Source organism: Kitasatospora sp. NPDC057500 (assembly GCF_042802195.1).
Taxonomy (GTDB): Bacteria; Actinomycetota; Actinomycetes; order Streptomycetales; family Streptomycetaceae; genus Kitasatospora.
On record NZ_JBHVER010000058.1, the window covers coordinates 25388 to 40053 of the forward strand.

The 14666-nt window shown below is 74.4% G+C and carries 14 protein-coding genes; 10 read left to right on the forward strand and 4 right to left on the reverse strand.

What is annotated here, in order from left to right:
• Positions 1–109: 109 nt before the first annotated feature.
• Complete coding sequence (locus ACFU74_RS15320) at positions 110–1192, forward strand: hypothetical protein (RefSeq protein WP_380756587.1); 1083 nt, start codon at positions 110–112, stop codon at positions 1190–1192.
• A 96-nt stretch (positions 1193–1288) separates the two neighbouring features.
• Here the strand turns inward: ACFU74_RS15320 and ACFU74_RS15325 are convergent, their stop codons facing one another.
• Positions 1289–2587: an ABC transporter substrate-binding protein gene (locus ACFU74_RS15325; RefSeq protein ID WP_380756589.1), complete on the reverse strand. Its 1299-nt coding sequence runs from the start codon at positions 2585–2587 to the stop codon at positions 1289–1291.
• A 174-nt stretch (positions 2588–2761) separates the two neighbouring features.
• Here ACFU74_RS15325 and ACFU74_RS15330 point away from each other — a divergent pair, with 174 nt between their 5' ends.
• Together ACFU74_RS15330 and purU are read left to right on the forward strand one after the other, a co-directional pair.
• The gene (locus ACFU74_RS15330) at positions 2762–3277 is read left to right on the forward strand and encodes a hypothetical protein (RefSeq protein WP_380756591.1); all 516 of its coding nucleotides are present in this window, start codon (positions 2762–2764) and stop codon (positions 3275–3277) included.
• A 124-nt stretch (positions 3278–3401) separates the two neighbouring features.
• Positions 3402–4268 (forward strand): formyltetrahydrofolate deformylase, encoded by an 867-nt coding sequence (purU, locus tag ACFU74_RS15335; RefSeq protein WP_380756593.1) that lies wholly within the window; start codon positions 3402–3404, stop codon positions 4266–4268.
• An 11-nt stretch (positions 4269–4279) separates the two neighbouring features.
• On the opposite strand, the gene ACFU74_RS15340 is transcribed toward purU, so the two are convergent.
• Both ACFU74_RS15340 and ACFU74_RS15345 read right to left on the reverse strand, forming a co-directional pair.
• Positions 4280–5494, reverse strand: a complete 1215-nt coding sequence (locus ACFU74_RS15340) for a zf-HC2 domain-containing protein (protein ID WP_380756595.1) — start codon at positions 5492–5494, stop codon at positions 4280–4282.
• Positions 5491–6126 (reverse strand): sigma-70 family RNA polymerase sigma factor, encoded by a 636-nt coding sequence (locus ACFU74_RS15345; protein ID WP_380756597.1) that lies wholly within the window; start codon positions 6124–6126, stop codon positions 5491–5493. Before ACFU74_RS15345 ends, ACFU74_RS15340 begins: the two co-directional genes overlap by 4 nt.
• Positions 6127–6689: 563 nt before the next feature.
• Here ACFU74_RS15345 and ACFU74_RS15350 point away from each other — a divergent pair.
• From ACFU74_RS15350 to ACFU74_RS15375, 6 genes are all read left to right on the forward strand, one after another.
• The gene (locus ACFU74_RS15350; RefSeq protein WP_380756599.1) at positions 6690–7214 is read left to right on the forward strand and encodes an ATP-binding protein; all 525 of its coding nucleotides are present in this window, start codon (positions 6690–6692) and stop codon (positions 7212–7214) included.
• A 564-nt stretch (positions 7215–7778) separates the two neighbouring features.
• Positions 7779–9101 carry an MFS transporter gene (locus ACFU74_RS15355; RefSeq protein WP_380756602.1) on the forward strand — a complete coding sequence of 441 codons (1323 nt, stop codon included), beginning with the start codon at positions 7779–7781 and terminating at the stop codon, positions 9099–9101.
• Between the two features lie 22 nt (positions 9102–9123).
• The gene (locus ACFU74_RS15360; protein ID WP_380756604.1) at positions 9124–9651 is read left to right on the forward strand and encodes a GNAT family N-acetyltransferase; all 528 of its coding nucleotides are present in this window, start codon (positions 9124–9126) and stop codon (positions 9649–9651) included.
• 112 nt (positions 9652–9763) lie between these two features.
• Positions 9764–10141 carry a DUF4229 domain-containing protein gene (locus ACFU74_RS15365; RefSeq protein WP_380756606.1) on the forward strand — a complete coding sequence of 126 codons (378 nt, stop codon included), beginning with the start codon at positions 9764–9766 and terminating at the stop codon, positions 10139–10141.
• 11 nt (positions 10142–10152) lie between these two features.
• On the forward strand, positions 10153–11238 hold the full coding sequence (locus ACFU74_RS15370; protein ID WP_380756608.1) for a LacI family DNA-binding transcriptional regulator: 1086 nt from the start codon (positions 10153–10155) through the stop codon (positions 11236–11238).
• Between the two features lie 46 nt (positions 11239–11284).
• Positions 11285–11518 (forward strand): hypothetical protein, encoded by a 234-nt coding sequence (locus ACFU74_RS15375; protein WP_380756610.1) that lies wholly within the window; start codon positions 11285–11287, stop codon positions 11516–11518.
• An 89-nt stretch (positions 11519–11607) separates the two neighbouring features.
• On the opposite strand, the gene ACFU74_RS15380 is transcribed toward ACFU74_RS15375, so the two are convergent.
• A complete protein-coding gene (locus ACFU74_RS15380) occupies positions 11608–12834 on the reverse strand; it encodes an MFS transporter (protein ID WP_380756612.1) in 1227 nt (408 codons plus the stop codon).
• Between the two features lie 378 nt (positions 12835–13212).
• On the opposite strand from ACFU74_RS15380, the gene ACFU74_RS15385 reads away from it, so the two are divergent.
• The gene (locus tag ACFU74_RS15385) at positions 13213–14556 is read left to right on the forward strand and encodes a dicarboxylate/amino acid:cation symporter (RefSeq protein ID WP_380756614.1); all 1344 of its coding nucleotides are present in this window, start codon (positions 13213–13215) and stop codon (positions 14554–14556) included.
• The last annotated feature ends 110 nt before the right edge of the window (positions 14557–14666 follow it).

The window sequence follows — 14666 nt, forward strand, 5'->3', positions numbered from 1 at the left end:
CGGTGAACCGGTAGCGTGGGCGCGACGTCCAAGGAACTGTGATGCTCCCAAGAACCGACGAGATGTGGTCCGCCGTCAGCGCGCGGTCGTGCACAGGTGAGGAATCGCGTTGAGCCAGCGCCGCTCGTACCCCAACTCGGGTGACTTCAACCTGGACGACCTGTTCCGCCCCGAGCCCGGTCAGCAGCCCGGCCCGCCGCAGGGTCAGCAGCCGGGGCAGCCGGTGCAGCAGCCCGGCCCGCCGCCGCAGGGGCAGTCGTACGGGCCGTACCCGGGGCAGCCTTCCGGGCAGCCGGAGTACCTCGGGGACAGCGCGCTTCCCACCCAGGCCATGCCGGTCCAGCCGTCCTGGGGCGGCGCCCCGCAGCCGGGCCACCCGGCCGACCCGGCCCAGGCGACCCAGTACCTGCCGCCGTACCCGGGCGCGGAGCCGCAGGCGGCGGGCGGCTACCCGCCCGCGCAGCCGGGGTACGCCGACCGGCCCGTGCCGGGCCACCCGGAGCACCCGGGCGAGGCCGCGGCCGGGCGGGACGGCGGCCGCGGCGGCCGTTCCTCGTCCAAGCTGCTGATCGGCGGCGTGGCGGCCGGCGGCGTGGCGGCGGCCATCCTGGTCGCGGTGCTGCTGAACGGCGACGACGAGGCCGGCACCGAGAAGCAGGCCGTTCCCGCCGTCACCGGCAGCGGTACGGCCGCAGCCGCCACCGCGGCGCAGAGCGCCGCCCCGACCACCGCCTCGGTCAACCCGGAGGTCAAGGCCCAGGCCCAGGCGCTGTCCGACCTGCTCGGCACCGCCAACGACAGCCGGCAGGCCGTGATCGGCGCGGTCGCCTCGGTGCAGAAGTGCGACAAGCTGCCGGAGTCGCAGCAGGCGCTGACCGCCGCGGCCGGCCAGCGCAGGGAGCTCCAGACCAAACTGGCCGGGCTGAAGACCGACAAGCTGCCCAACGGCTCGCAGCTGGCGGAGCAGCTGAACGCGGCGTGGACGGCCTCGGCGACCGCCGACGACGAGTACGCGGCCTGGGCCGGGGACGCCCAGGGCGGCTGCGACCCGAAGAAGAACGACAACCAGCACTACAAGAACGCCGTCGCCGCGAGCGGCACCGCCACCACCGCCAAGAAGCAGGCGGCCGGGCTCTGGAACACCGTCGCCGGCCAGACCGGCCTGCCGACCCGTACCGACGGCGACCTCTGATCCCGAAGCGGCCGGGGGCATCCGCGCACGGGACGTGCGCCCACCGGACACGGCGCAGGGCCCGACCGGTGCGGCCGGGCCCTGCGGAACCGCGGATCAGGCCGGCGGCTTGCCCCCGGTGAGCACCCAGCGCACGTCCACGAAGCCGGGCCGCTGCAGGGTGAGCTGCCCGCCCTTCACCTCCTGGTAGGTGACCCAGGTGTTCACCAGCCGGGGCGACTCGGTGCTCGGCAGCATGTTGGTGGTCGCCCAGTTCAGCGGCGGGGTGAGGCCCACGTCGATCTGCTCGCCGCTGTCCAGCAGCGCGGTGATCGTCTTGCTGGAGACCGGGCGCCCGGCCGCGGCCAGCCGGTCGGCGACCTGGCGGAACACCTCGAAGGCCACCCAGGTGGTCTGCACCCCGGGGTCGGCGGCGTCGATGTGCCGGTCGGCCGCGTTGGAGCGGATCACCGCGCGCAGGCCGTCCCAGATCTTGGCCGACTCCGGCGGGTACCAGCCGGTCACGAAGGCGCCGGCGAGCGGGCCGGTGTCGCCGCCGGTGGAGTCGACCACCGACTGCTGCACGCTGCCGATCACCGAGGCGATCCGGGTGTTCTTGGCGCCGGTCCGGCGGAAGGCGTCGAGCAGGTTGCCGGTCGGCTCGGCGCCCAGCGCGCTGGTGACGCAGTTGCCCGGCTGGTCGCCGCCGATCGCCTTGCGGGCCACCGGCGAGTAGTCGTTGGACTTCTCCGGGGCCTTGACGTCCAGCAGCTTGATCCCGGCCGGCTTGAGCGCGTTGCCCAGGTAGCCGAGCAGGTTGTCACCGGCCGGGGTGTCCGGGCGGATCAGCGAGACCGCCTTGCAGCCGGCCTCCACCAGCTGCCGGCCGCTGCCGCCGATCAGGGCCGGCATGCCGCCGCCCACCGGGTAGGACAGCGGGCTGCTGAACTCCAGCTGGGACAGGCCGTAGCCGCCGATCAGCGGGATCCCGGCCCGCTCCAGGACGGGCATGAAGTCGTCGCCGTACTGGCTGTAGGAGCCGAGCACCGCGACCGCCTTGGCGTCCGCCGCCTGCTGCGCGCAGGCCGTGGCGCCCGCGGCGGTGTTGTGCTCGTTGCAGGTGATCACCCGCAGTTGGCGACCGTGCAGGCCGCCCTTGGCGTTGATGTCCCGGCCGATGGCCTCGGCCAGGTCGGTCATCCCGGGGCGGTCGGCCGAGCCGGTGCCGGACGGCGCCCAGGTCATCACGGTGAGTTCGCCGCTGCCGGTGGCGGCATCGGCCGGTCCGCCGCACGCGGAGGCCGAGAAGAGGGTTGGGAGCAACGCGGCGACGGTCGCCGCGGCGGCGATCGGGCGCCGGCGGCGCCGTCCCGCGATCGGGTGCATGGCCTGGGACGAGCCCCTACGGCTGGTCATCGGTCTTTCCCTCCCTGGGCGCTGTGCTGCGCACCGGCTCCAGCCAATCCCCGGTGCCGCAAGCCGAGAGGGCCGTCCAGCCAACAGCCGGCAAACGGGGGTGGAACTCCGAGGGGGAACGCGTGTAGATCGGGAGTGGAGTACGAACGGTGGGGGAACGTACGATCGTTCCCCATGTCCGCCAGCACAGAATCTTCGTATCGGTCTGCCCGAAACCCTTCTCGTCCGGGCCACCGCTCCAGCACGATGGGCGGCATGCCGCTCAACGACCTGCCCTGGTGGCGCTGGCGGGCCCGACTCCGCTCGGCGCTGCACATGCTCTCCGACCCCGGGTTCCAGCGTGACGCCTGGCTGGCCGGCCGCGAGGAGTACGGCGACGTCACCGACGCCGTCTACCGCCTGGTCGAGGACACCTGGCTGGACCGCTGGTCGGCCGAGAAGTACGTCGGCACGATCTTCCGGGACTCCGCCGAGGCCACGCTGGTGGACGTCGCGGTGCTGCGGGTGGTGCGGATCCTGCACGAGGTCGGCGCGGACGCCCCGACCTCCGCGTACCTGGAGCACCACGGCTGGCCGGAGGCGGTCAGGGCGGCCCGCGAGGCGCACGTCAAGCTGGCCGTCAACGACGGCGAGGACCCGGACGCGCCGCCGCGCTCGCTGGACGTGCTGCGGATCCTGACCCGGGTCTGAGCGGGGTGCCGCCCAGGTCCTGGGCGGCCCGTCCCGCAGTGCGGGCAGCCGGAGGGGGGCCTTCCGGAGTGTGACACGCTGGAGCATTCACACCAGCACGAGCTCAGGACGGGATACCCCCACCGTGGAACAGCAGCCGGCCAGCGCCCAGTACGTCCTCACGCTGTCCTGCCCCGACAAGCAGGGCATCGTGCACGCGGTCTCCAGCTACCTCTTCATGACCGGGTGCAACATCATCGACAGCCAGCAGTTCGGTGACGGGGACAGCGGTCTGTTCTTCATGCGGGTGCACTTCTCCGCCGCCGAGCCGGTGACCGTCGACAAGCTGAGGGCGAGCTTCGCCGCGATCGGTGCCTCGTTCGGGATGGACTGGCAGATCCACCCGAGCGACGAGAAGCTGCGGATCGTCCTCATGGTGAGCCGGTTCGGGCACTGCCTGAACGACCTGCTGTTCCGCACCCGGATCGGCGCGCTGCCGGTGGAGATCGCCGCGGTGGTCTCCAACCACACCGACTTCCGCGACCTCACCGAGGGCTACGGCATCCCGTTCCACCACATCCCGGTGACCAGGGAGAACAAGGCCGAGGCCGAGCAGCAGCTGCTGGACCTGGTCGCCGAGGAGAACGTCGAGCTGGTCGTGCTGGCCCGCTACATGCAGGTGCTGTCGGACCAGCTGTGCACCGCGCTCTCCGGCAAGGTGATCAACATCCACCACTCCTTCCTGCCGAGCTTCAAGGGCGCCAAGCCGTACCACCAGGCGCACACCCGGGGCGTGAAGCTGATCGGCGCCACCGCGCACTACGTCACCGCCGACCTCGACGAGGGCCCGATCATCGAGCAGGAGGTGGCCCGGGTGACCCACGACGTCACCCCGGACCAGCTGGTCGCGCTCGGCCGGGACGTCGAGTGCCAGGCGCTGGCCCGGGCGGTGAAGTGGCACAGCGAGCACCGGGTGCTGCTGAACGGCACCCGGACCGTGGTCTTCGCCTGACCGACGGCGCCCTACGGGCGGGAGAGCAGCGTCGCCGCGTGCAGCACCTCGCGGATCGCGGCCCGGTCGCCGTGCTCGCCGACCGGCAGCCGGTCCGGGTCGCGGTGCGCGGCGGCCAGCTGGCAGAACTCCAGTCCGTCCAGCACCATCGCGGCCACCGGCTCGCCGACGGGCGGGCCCGCGTCCGGGCCGTCCAGCGGAATCAGCCACTCGCCGGAGGCCGGGCCGTCGATCACCAGCCGGATCCGGCGGCCGGTCCGGCCCCCGTCCGCGCGCACGGCTGCGCCGAGCGGTGCCCCGGTGAGCTCGGGGCGGGCCGCCCGCTGTCCGGCCAGGGCCAGCGGCAGCATCCGCACGGCCAGGTCGATCATCTGCCGCAGGTGCTGCGGGGCGGGCGGGTCGTACGGGTAGGCGACCGCGCGGGCGACGTCCTCGCCGTGCACGTAGCACTCGAAGGCCCGGTCGACGAAGGCGTCCCGGAGCGGGACGGTCGCGAAGCCGAAGTCCACCGGGGTGTTGCCCTGCGGGGCGAGCGCGGCCGAGCGGACCAGCTCGTGGCAGTGCCGGCGCCACCGGGCGCGGATCCGCTGCGGCGGCTGGCCGGCCTGCTCGGCGGTGAGCCGGGCGGTGCGGTCGGTGATCTGGGCCCAGCGCCGGCCGGCCTGCGGCGGCACCCGGGGGATCGGCGGGAGGACGGCCTCCTGTGGCGGGACCCGGCGTTCGGCCGCCGGTCCGGCGCGGCCCGGTCCGGTGCCCCCGGGGCCGCCCGGGACGGGGTCGGGCAGGCCGAGGGCGACGGCCAGGTAGCCGTCCACCGCGGCGAGGTGGCAGAGCACCTCGGCCGGGCGCAGGTACTCGGTGCCGCCGTGCCAGGGCAGTTCGGCGACCTCCTGCCACTCCTCCGGGCCGAGGTCGCGCAACAGTGCGTCGAGCTTGGCGGTCTCGGCGGCGTACGGCACGCCCCAGGCGGGGACCGGGAGTTCGGCCGGGCGGCGGGCAAGGCACCAGTCGAGCACCTGCTGGCGCAGCGCGGCGGGCTGGTCCAGCGGCTCCTCGACGGAGAGCCAGCCGGCCGCCTCGCGCAGCCGCTCGGCCTCCTCGGCGCACGGCGGGCAGCCGGCCAGGTGGGTTTCGAGTTCGGCGGCCTCGCGGGACGGGACGGCGCCGAGCGCCCAGGCACCGAGCAGTGAGCGCAGGGCCTCGTGCTGCTCGTCGGTGATCGTCACGTCCCCCCGCCCTCCTGCCGCCGCCCGCCGCCCTGGTCCGCGTCCGCCTGTTCCGGGTCCGCCCGTTCCGGGTCCGCCGGGGCGGGGCCGCGGTGTCGGGCGCGCTCCTGCTCCAGCTCGGTGGCGAGCAGCTCCAGGCCGTGCCGCATCCGCTGCTTGGCGGCCTGCTCGCTGATCCCCAGCCGGCGGGCCGTCTCCTGGTAGGTGCGGCCGTCGTAGTAGGACTCGGCGATGGTCTCACGCAGCGGTTGGGGCAGGGCGGCGACCACGTACTGGACGCGGGCGGCGGTGGCCACCGCGCGGATCTCGTCCTCCGCGTCCTCGGCGTAGCCCGCCTCCTGGGCGCGGCGGGCCCGCAGCCGGTCGACGGCGCGGCGGTGGGTCAGCGCGCCGAGCCAGGCGCGGAGCGATCCGCGGGCCGGGTCGAAGGCTTCGGGGTGTTCCCAGACGTGGGCGAATATCTCCCGGGTGAGTTGCGCCGCGGCGGTCTGGTCGGCCAGTATCCGGCCCGCCAACCCGTGGACCATCGGGGCGAGTTGGTCGTACAGCTCGCCGAGGGCGGTCTCCTCGCCGCGGGCCAGGCGCCGTTGCAGCTGCTCGTCCCGGCGGGGGGAGCCGTCGGTGGTGGCCACCGGTCACCACCCTCCTGCCGGACCGACCGCTGACGCGTCCACGGTATCCCGCGCGAATCGGACGGCGGGTGGATTCGGTGAAGAACAGGAGGCCGGGGCTTCGGATCGTCAGATCGTGGGATCTGCCGCCGATCCCGCGGTTGCGCTGTTCGAAGGCGGTTGGACATATGTCGCACGGGTGGTTCGCGAGTGGCGGCCGGGGAGCGGGGGGCGGACGGCGGTAGGTTCGCCTCTGCGCCGCGGGCCGGTCGGCCCGGACCGGGCGATCGCCGGTCCGTGGCTCGCCAGAGTGAACGGGACAGTATGCCCTGCCCTGTCCCCCGATCGCTGGAATATGCCCGAAGCGCTTGCTGCGGTCCGCCCGCCGACTCATCCTGAGGCGTATTCGTGTCGCGGCCGGTGCGCGACGGACGAGGTGACGCGGGTGTGCGGCGGCGGGTGCGACCGGCGTCACCCGCCGGGCGGCGGCCCGTCGGACGGCGGCCCGGCGCGCGCCCGGGCCGGCCGGGCGACCGGGGCCCGGCCGAGACGGTGGCCGAACTGCGAGTGCGGGTGGTGGAGCGGTGCAGGTTCTTCAGGTACAGCTTGCGGTGCAGGCGGACCCCGCCGAAGTCGGCCGGGCCCGTCGGTGGGTCCGCTCGCGGCTGCTCAACCACGGGGTGGACCCGGACGCACCGATCGCCGAGACGGTGGTGCTGGTGGTCTCCGAACTGGTCACCAACGCCGTGGTGCACACCGGTTGTCCGGCCGTGCTGCGGCTCTGCTTCCCGCTGGGCGACCTCCAGGGCGCCGCGCCGGACGCCTCCCCGGGCGGCGCCGGGCACGGCGGGGTGCGCGAGGCGGCGACGGTCGGCCCGCTGCGGGTCGAGGTCGCCGACGCCAGCCAGGTCGCCCCCGCCCCCCGGCACGCGGGGGCGGACGTCGACGCCACCAACGGCCGCGGCCTGGAGCTGGTCGAACTGCTCTGCGACCGCTGGGGCTGGTACCCGGACGGCACGGGCAAGCGCGTCTGGTGCGAGATCAGCCCGGACGCCAGGCCCGCCGACCCGCTCGCCGCCGTCGACTGGGTGGCCCTCGCGCGGCCCTGATCGGCGTTCGGCTCGCCTGCGGGGTGGGGCTCGCGCGGCCCTGATCGGCGCTCGGCTCGCCTGCGGGGCGCTCGCGAAGCGTTGAGCAGCCCCTGACGGCCCCTCCGGCTGCCGGGCCGAAAGCTGACGCAACCATTCCGAATTTCGGACAACCCATTGACGTGACGTATCCGACTGATCACGCTTGGGTGCAGCGCTCCGTCGCGAGGGGACGCCGAGGGAACACCCGAACGCCGCTGCGGTGCTGCTGTCCAGGGGGACCACGTCAGCAGGGGGGCCGTGGAACGGTCGTGCGCTGGCTCCTCGGCGAGTGCGGAGAGCGTTGCACGGGTTCAGGGCCCGTGTGCCGAGGTCGGATGGCGGCCGGCCGTGCCGTGCTCGGGGTGCGCGCGGCCCGCCGCCATTCGATCCACCCGCCGCGGACGGTCCATTTCGGCCACCGGGCCCGCCCTGCCGCTGCTCGGCTCCCGGTCGGCCGGTTCCCGCCGCCGGTTGGCCCGATTCCGGCGGAAGCTGGCAGCCCCGCCCCTCGTCGTCCGCCCGCGCCGTCGGGAGACTCGCCGGGTGAACGAGACCGACGCCCCCACCGGAACCCCGGCCCCCGCCGACACGCTCCCCGCGCCCGCCCGCGCGCCCCGGGTGCACTACGCCTGGGTGGTGGCCGGCGTCTCGCTGCTGGTGCTGCTCGGCTCGGCCGGATTCCGCTCCACGCCCAGTCTGATGATGGACGCGCTGCACACCGAGTTCGGCTGGTCGATGGGCACGATATCCAGCGCCACCTCGGTCAACCTCACCCTCTACGGCCTCACCGCGCCGTTCGCCGCCGCCCTGATGGACCGGTTCGGCGTGCGGCTGGTGGTGGTCTGCGCGCTGTTGACGATCTCGGTCGGCGCCGGCCTCACCATGCTGATGCGCGAGCCCTGGCAACTGGTGCTCTGCTGGGGCGTGCTGGTCGGCCTCGGCAGCGGATCGATGGCAGGCGCGTTCGCCACCACGATCACCGGGCGCTGGTTCCGGGCCCGGCAGGGGCTGGTCACCGGCGTGCTGACGGCCGCCGGCGCGGCGGGCAACCTGGTCTTCCTGCCGGTCGGCGCCTGGCTGGTCGAGCAGCACGGCTGGCGCTCCGCGGTCGTGGTGGTCTCGCTGGCGGCCAGCGCGGTGGCCGTCCCGGTGCTGCTGCTGATGCGCGAGCGGCCCGCCGACCTCGGGCTGCTCCCCTACGGCGCGACCGAGCCGCCGCCCGCTCCGGCCGCCGGGGGCGGGGCGCTGGTCCGCTCGCTGCGGGTGCTCCGGGAGGCCGCCCGCTCCCGGGCGTTCTGGCTGCTGGCCGGCTCCTTCGCGATCTGCGGTGCGACCACCGCGGGCCTGGTCGGCACCCACTTCATCCCGGCCGCCCACGACCACGGCCTGCCGGTCACCACGGCGGCCGGCCTGCTCGCGCTGATCGGCGTGTTCGACGTGATCGGCACCGTGGCGAGCGGTTGGTTCACCGACCGCTTCGACGCCGGGCGGCTGCTGATCGTCTACTACGGCCTGCGCGGGCTCTCGCTACTGGTGCTGCCGCAGCTGTTCGCGGGCTCGCTGGAGCCGCCGATCCTGGCGTTCGTCATCTTCTACGGACTGGACTGGGTGGCCACCGTGCCGCCGACCGTCGCGCTCTGCCGCCGACACTTCGGCGAGGACGCGCCGATCGTGTTCGGCTGGGTGCTGGCCTGCCACCAGATCGGCGCCGCCGTGGTGGCCTCCCTGGCCGGCTTCGCCCGGGACGCGCTCGGCGACTACGACCTCGCCTGGTACGCGGCCGGCGGGCTCTGCGCGGTCGCGGTGCTGCTCTGCCTGGCCCTGCGGACCGGGGCCCCGGAGCGGACCGCCCCCGCGTTGTCGTAAGGGGCTACTAGGCTCCGGGGGCATGACACTGAGCTTCACCCTCGACCCGGAACTCGACCCCGCGCTGCACGCCGAGATCGCCGGCCTGTGGACGGCCGCCAGCAACGCCGGCGGGGCCGTCGGCTTCGTCCACCAGGTGACCGAGGAGGAGGTCCGGGCCGCCGGGGAGCGGCAGTTCGCCGGGACGGCGCCGGACGGTCCGGACCGGCTGCTGATCGCCCGGGAGGCCGGGACGGGGAGGCTGGCCGCGCTGCTGGTCTTCGAGTCGATGCGGTTCGGCCCGATGGACCACTGGCGGCTGGTCGTCAAGGTCATGGTCCACCCCGAGCTCCAGGGGCGCGGCCACGGCGCGGCGCTGATGGGCGAGGCCGAGCGGATCGCCCGCGGCTGGGGCCTGGAGGGACTGAAGCTCCAGGTGCGGGGCGGGCTCGGCCTGGAGGCGTTCTACGCCCGCAGCGGCTACGTCGAGGTCGGCCGGGTGCCCGCCACCATCCGGGTCGCACCCGGGGACGACCGCGACGACGTCATCATGTGGCTCGACCTGCGCTGATCGCACCGGTGCCGGACGGTGCCCGGCGGGACCCGTTCCCCGCCGGGCGCGTCGGGCATGCTTCACTGGGAGACCGGCCCGGTTCCCAGCGCAGTGAAGGATGTGTCCCCCGGTGGGCAGCAATGTGAGCAAGAAGTCGCACGCCACGCTCCGGTACACCTCGATGCGGGTCTCCATCTTCCTCGGTTGCCTGCTGGTCGCGCTGCTGCTCGGGCACTTCGGGGTCATCCCGGTCTCCGGCGAGGCGGGCGTGGTCTTCCTCTTCCTGCTGGCCGCGGTCGCCTCCGCCCCGCTCAGCTACGTCCTGCTGAGCCGGCAGCGCGACGAGATGTCGGCCGAGATCTCCGGCAAGGTGGACGGCATCCGCTCCCGGACCGCCTCCAAGATCGCCGCGCAGAACGCCGAGGAGGACGCCGCGGACGACGCCGCCCGCGCCGCGGCCGCCAAGACCTCCGCGACCGGCCCCGCCGCCTCGGCCCCGCAGAACTGACCCGCGCCGCCGTGCCGGAGAACGCCGCACCGGAAGACGCCGCACCGGGCAGCGCCGGGTCGGACGGGCCCGCGGCCGGGACCTGGCCCGCGCCGGTCCGCCGTCCCACCGGCCGGGACGTCGCCCGGCTCGCCGGGGTCTCGCAGGCCACCGTCTCGCTGGTGTTCTCCGGCTCCGAGGCCGGCCGCCGGGTCTCCGACGCCACGCGCGAACGCGTCCGGGAGGCCGCCCGCAGCCTCGGCTACCGCCCGCAGGCGGCCGGCCGGCAGCTGCGGCTGGGCCGCAGCGGCATGATCCTGCTGGCCGTGCCCAACATCCTCGGCCCGTTCTTCGGCCGGGTCCTGGAGGGCGTCCACGAGGAGGCCGGCAAGCACGGCCTGGTGGTGGTGGTCAGCTCGGGCTGGGGGAGCGCCACGCTCGCCGAGGCCGCCACCACCAGCCGCTTCGACGGCCTGCTGATCTGCTCCCCGGACGACAGCCAGCTCGGCGAGCTGCCCGCCGACACCCCCGTCGTCTTCCTGGACGCCGACCCCGGCACCGACCGGGCCCGGCCGACCGTCGAGCTGGACGTCGCCGGTGGCATGCGGGCCGCCGTCGAGCACCTCGCCGGGCTCGGCCACCGCCGGATCGGCCGGCTGCGCTCCACCCACGCCGCGTACACCTTCCGGGTCCGCCAGGCCGCCTTCGAGGAGACGGCCCGGGCGCTCGGCCTGGACGTGGTCGAACTCGGCGTCAGCCTGAACGAGGGCCAGCCGGCCGCGCGCGAGGTCGCCCACCGGCTGCTCGCCCGCCCCGATCGGCCGCACGCGGTGATCTGCGACGACGACGTGGTCGCCTCCGGCGTCTACCAGGCCGCCGCCGAGCGCGGGCTGCGGGTGCCCGCAGACCTCTCGGTGATCGGCATCGACAACGTCCCGGTGGCCGCGCTGCTCGCCCCGCCGCTGACCACCGTCGACCTTCCCGGAGAGGAACTGGGCCGGGCCGGGGTGGCGGCGCTCGCCGGACTGCTCCGGGGCGAGGCGGTCGCACCGGTACCGCCGCTCGCCACCGCGCTGGTGCGGCGCTCCTCCACCACTGCGGCGACGCGGCCCGACTGAACGCCGGTTCGAGTCCGGCCGACCCACGCCGACCCCCTCGCCGACGGTGACGCCCACACCTGCTCCGACCCCGATCCCGTCGCCGAGCCACTCGCACTCGCCGACGCACCACCCGTCGACGAACCACCCGGAGCCGACCCGCTCGCCGAGCCACGGCGGTGAGCTGCCCGGGACCGGTGCCGGGGTGGGCAAGCTGATCGGTGTGATCGCCGCCGCGATGCTCGGGGTGGGCCTGCTGCTCGCGCTGATCGCCTGGCGAGGCCGAGGCCGCCACAGCTGAGTGAGGGGAAGGAGATGAAGCAGTGACTGCGCCCGTCGGCCAGACCACCCGGTCCGACGGGCGCAGTCACGTCCAGGGGGAGGCGGGCGTCAGCCCACCGGCACCGGCTCGGTCGGCAGCGGCCGTGCCCTGGCCGGCTCGGCGGCCGGCCGGAACCAGCGGCGGGCGCCGAACAGCAGCAGCCCGCCCAGCGCGATCCCGCCCGCCGCGCACAGCGCCACCGGCCGCAGCGAGCCCTCGGCGAGGTGGCCGGAGACGGCGTAGCCGAGCGAGTTGCCGGTCGCGAAGAGGGTGACCAGCCAGGCGAACGCCTCGGTCACGGTGCCGGTCGGGGCCAGCTCGGCGACCAGGACGAACGCCGCCGCCAGCAGCGGGGCCAGCGCGATCCCGGAGACGAAGGCGAGCCCGGCCATCGCGGCCGGTCCGGGGAGCAGCACCAGCGGCAGGTAGCTGACGGCCATGCCGAGGGCCATCAGCCAGGTGCGGGTGGCCGTCGAGCTGCGCCACCGCACCGCGCCGTACGCGAGTGCGCCGAGCAGTCCGCCGAGCGCCGCCAGCGCCAGCAGGGTGCCCGCGCCGCCGGGCAGGCTGTCCGCGGCGTGGGCCTCGGCGTAGGCGATGAAGAGCACGTTCTGCGCGCCGACCGCCCAGCCGGCGCCGGCCAGGCCGACCAGCAGCAGGACCAGGCCGGGGGAGCGGAGCGGTCCGAGCAGGCCCGCCGAGTGCGCGCGCGGCGGGGCCTGCCAGGCCCGGGCCGGTGCGGCGGTGGCGACGACGGTCGCCCCGATCAGGCCCAGCGCCGCGGCGACCCAGAGCGCGGCGACCGCGCTGACCGCGCCCGCGATGCCGGCCACCGCGAGCGGGCCGGCGACGTAGAGGATCTGCTGGGAGGCGGAGTCGAAGGCGTAGGCGGTGTCGAGCTGCTCCTCCTCGACGACGTCCGGCCAGAGCGAGCGCAGGCAGGGTTCGAGCGGGGGCATGGCCAGTCCGGCGATCGCGGCGCCGAGCGGGGCGGCCAGTGCCGAGCCGGGGGCCAGCGCCAGCAGGGCGTACCCGCCGCCGGCGATCACCGCGGAGACCAGCAGGACTCGCGGCTGCCCGGTGCGGTCCACGATCCGGCCGAGCACCGGTCCGCCGACGGCCGCCGCGATCGCGTACGCGGCGGTGGCCAGGCCGATCCGGCTGAACGGCGCGTGGGCCTCGCGCAGTGCGAGGGCGATCACCAGGGCGGTCATACCGGCCGGGAGGCGGCCGAGCAGGGTGCCGAGGAGGAGGCGGCCGACGTGCGGGGCGCGGAGCAGGGCGAGGTAGCCCATGGGCGGGATCTCCGGTCTGGGCAGGGGAGTGGGCGGGGAGATGCCACCAAGTTATACGTATAACTGTTGACCGGTCAATCGGATCGTGTCCGGAACTCAAACAACTACTTTGAACATCTCAAAGCTTTACTGCTAACGTATCGGCCGTGACCACCTCAGACGCACGTTCGCCGCTCGGCCCGGGCCCGTTGCCCGGCGCCGCCCGCGCGTGTCGTCCGTCCGGTGCTGTGGACAGCCCGCGCCGTTGTCGCGCCATGAGCTGTATCCAGGCGGCACGCCCCTGACCGGGGCCGGTCCTCTCCCCGCCCGGCCCGCGTGCCGTGCCGCCTTCCCCACTCCCCTCACCATCAGCAACGCCTCCCCCGGAGCCGCACCGTCATGTCCACAGCGCCCGAGGCGACCTCGTCGCCGTCCGTGCTCGCCAGAATCCGCAAGACCCCCTTCTGGGCCCAGATCGTCGCCGGTCTCGTGCTCGGCGTCGGCCTCGGCTACCTGGCCCGCGCGGCCGACATCTCCTGGCTGGCCACCACCCTGGAGACCATCGGCCGGATCTTCGTCCAGCTGCTGAAGCTCGCCGTCCCGCCGCTGGTGTTCACCGCGATCCTGGTGAGCGTGGCGAACCTGCGGAACGTCACCAACGCGGCCCGCCTCGCCGTCCGCACCCTGCTCTGGTTCGCGATCACCTCGCTGATCGCGGTGGCCATCGGCCTCGGCCTCGGCCTGCTGACCAACCCGGGCGAGGGCACCAGCCTCAAGACCGAGGGCCTCAAGCCGCCGAAGTCCACCGGCAGCTGGATCGACTTCCTGACCGGGATCTTCCCGACCAACATCGTCACCGCGTTCACCGAGGTCGAGGTCCTGCAGATCGTCTTCCTGGCGATCGTGGCCGGCGCCGCCGTGATCAAGCTCGGCGCCAAGGCCGAGCCGGTCCTCAAGCTCAGCGAGTCGGTGCTGGAACTGATCCAGACCGCCCTCTGGTGGGTCATCCGGCTCTCCCCGCTCGGCACCCTCGGCCTGATCGGCAAGTCCGTCGCCAAGTACGGCTGGGACCTGCTGGAGCCGTTCGCGACGCTGACCGTCGACGTCTACCTCGGTTGCGCGCTGGTGCTGTTCGGCGTCTACTCGCTGCTGCTGAAGTTCGCCGCCGGCCTCAACCCGGTCAAGTTCTTCCAGGGCGCCTGGCCCGCCATCCAGCTGGCCTTCGTCTCGCGCTCCTCGGTCGGCACCCTGCCGGTCACCCGCCGGGTCACCGAGCGCCTCGGCGTCCCGAGCGAGTACGCCTCCTTCGCCGTGCCGTTCGGCGCCACCACCAAGATGGACGGCTGCGCCGCGATCTACCCGTCGCTGGCCGCGATCTTCGTCGCCCAGGTGTACGGCATCGACCTCGGCATCAAGGACTACCTGCTGATCGCCTTCGTCTCGGTGATCGGCTCGGCGGCTACCGCCGGTCTCACCGGTGCGATCGTCATGCTGACGCTGACCCTCTCCACCCTGGGTCTGCCGCTGGAGGGCGTCGGCCTGCTGCTGGCCATCGACCCGATCCTCGACATGATGCGCACCGCGACCAACGTCGCCGGCCAGGCGCTGGTGCCGATCGTGGTCGCGGCCCGGGAGAAGACCCTGGACCTGGTCGCCTACAACAACCCGACCGGTGACCTCTACGACGAGAGCCCGGCCCCGGCCGAGGCGAAGGTCCCGACCCAGGCCCCCGCGACGGCCTGACGCCCCTTCGGAACGGCGACGAGAAGGGCCCTCCTCCCCGAGACGGGAGGAGGGCCCTTTCGCGTTCCCCCCGGGGACACCGGGGGACACCGGGGGACAAGGCAGGGGGC

What these genes read in the sequence shown, in the direction of transcription:
- ACFU74_RS15325 (WP_380756589.1), bottom strand. Translation starts at nt 2,587, where the DNA reads ATGACCAGCCGTAGGGGCTCGTCCCAGGCCATGCACCCGATCGCGGGA.
- ACFU74_RS15330 (WP_380756591.1), top strand. Translation starts at nt 2,762, where the DNA reads ATGTCCGCCAGCACAGAATCTTCGTATCGGTCTGCCCGAAACCCTTCT.
- ACFU74_RS15360 (WP_380756604.1), top strand. Translation starts at nt 9,124, where the DNA reads ATGACACTGAGCTTCACCCTCGACCCGGAACTCGACCCCGCGCTGCAC.
- ACFU74_RS15380 (WP_380756612.1), bottom strand. Translation starts at nt 12,834, where the DNA reads ATGGGCTACCTCGCCCTGCTCCGCGCCCCGCACGTCGGCCGCCTCCTC.
- ACFU74_RS15385 (WP_380756614.1), top strand. Translation starts at nt 13,213, where the DNA reads ATGTCCACAGCGCCCGAGGCGACCTCGTCGCCGTCCGTGCTCGCCAGA.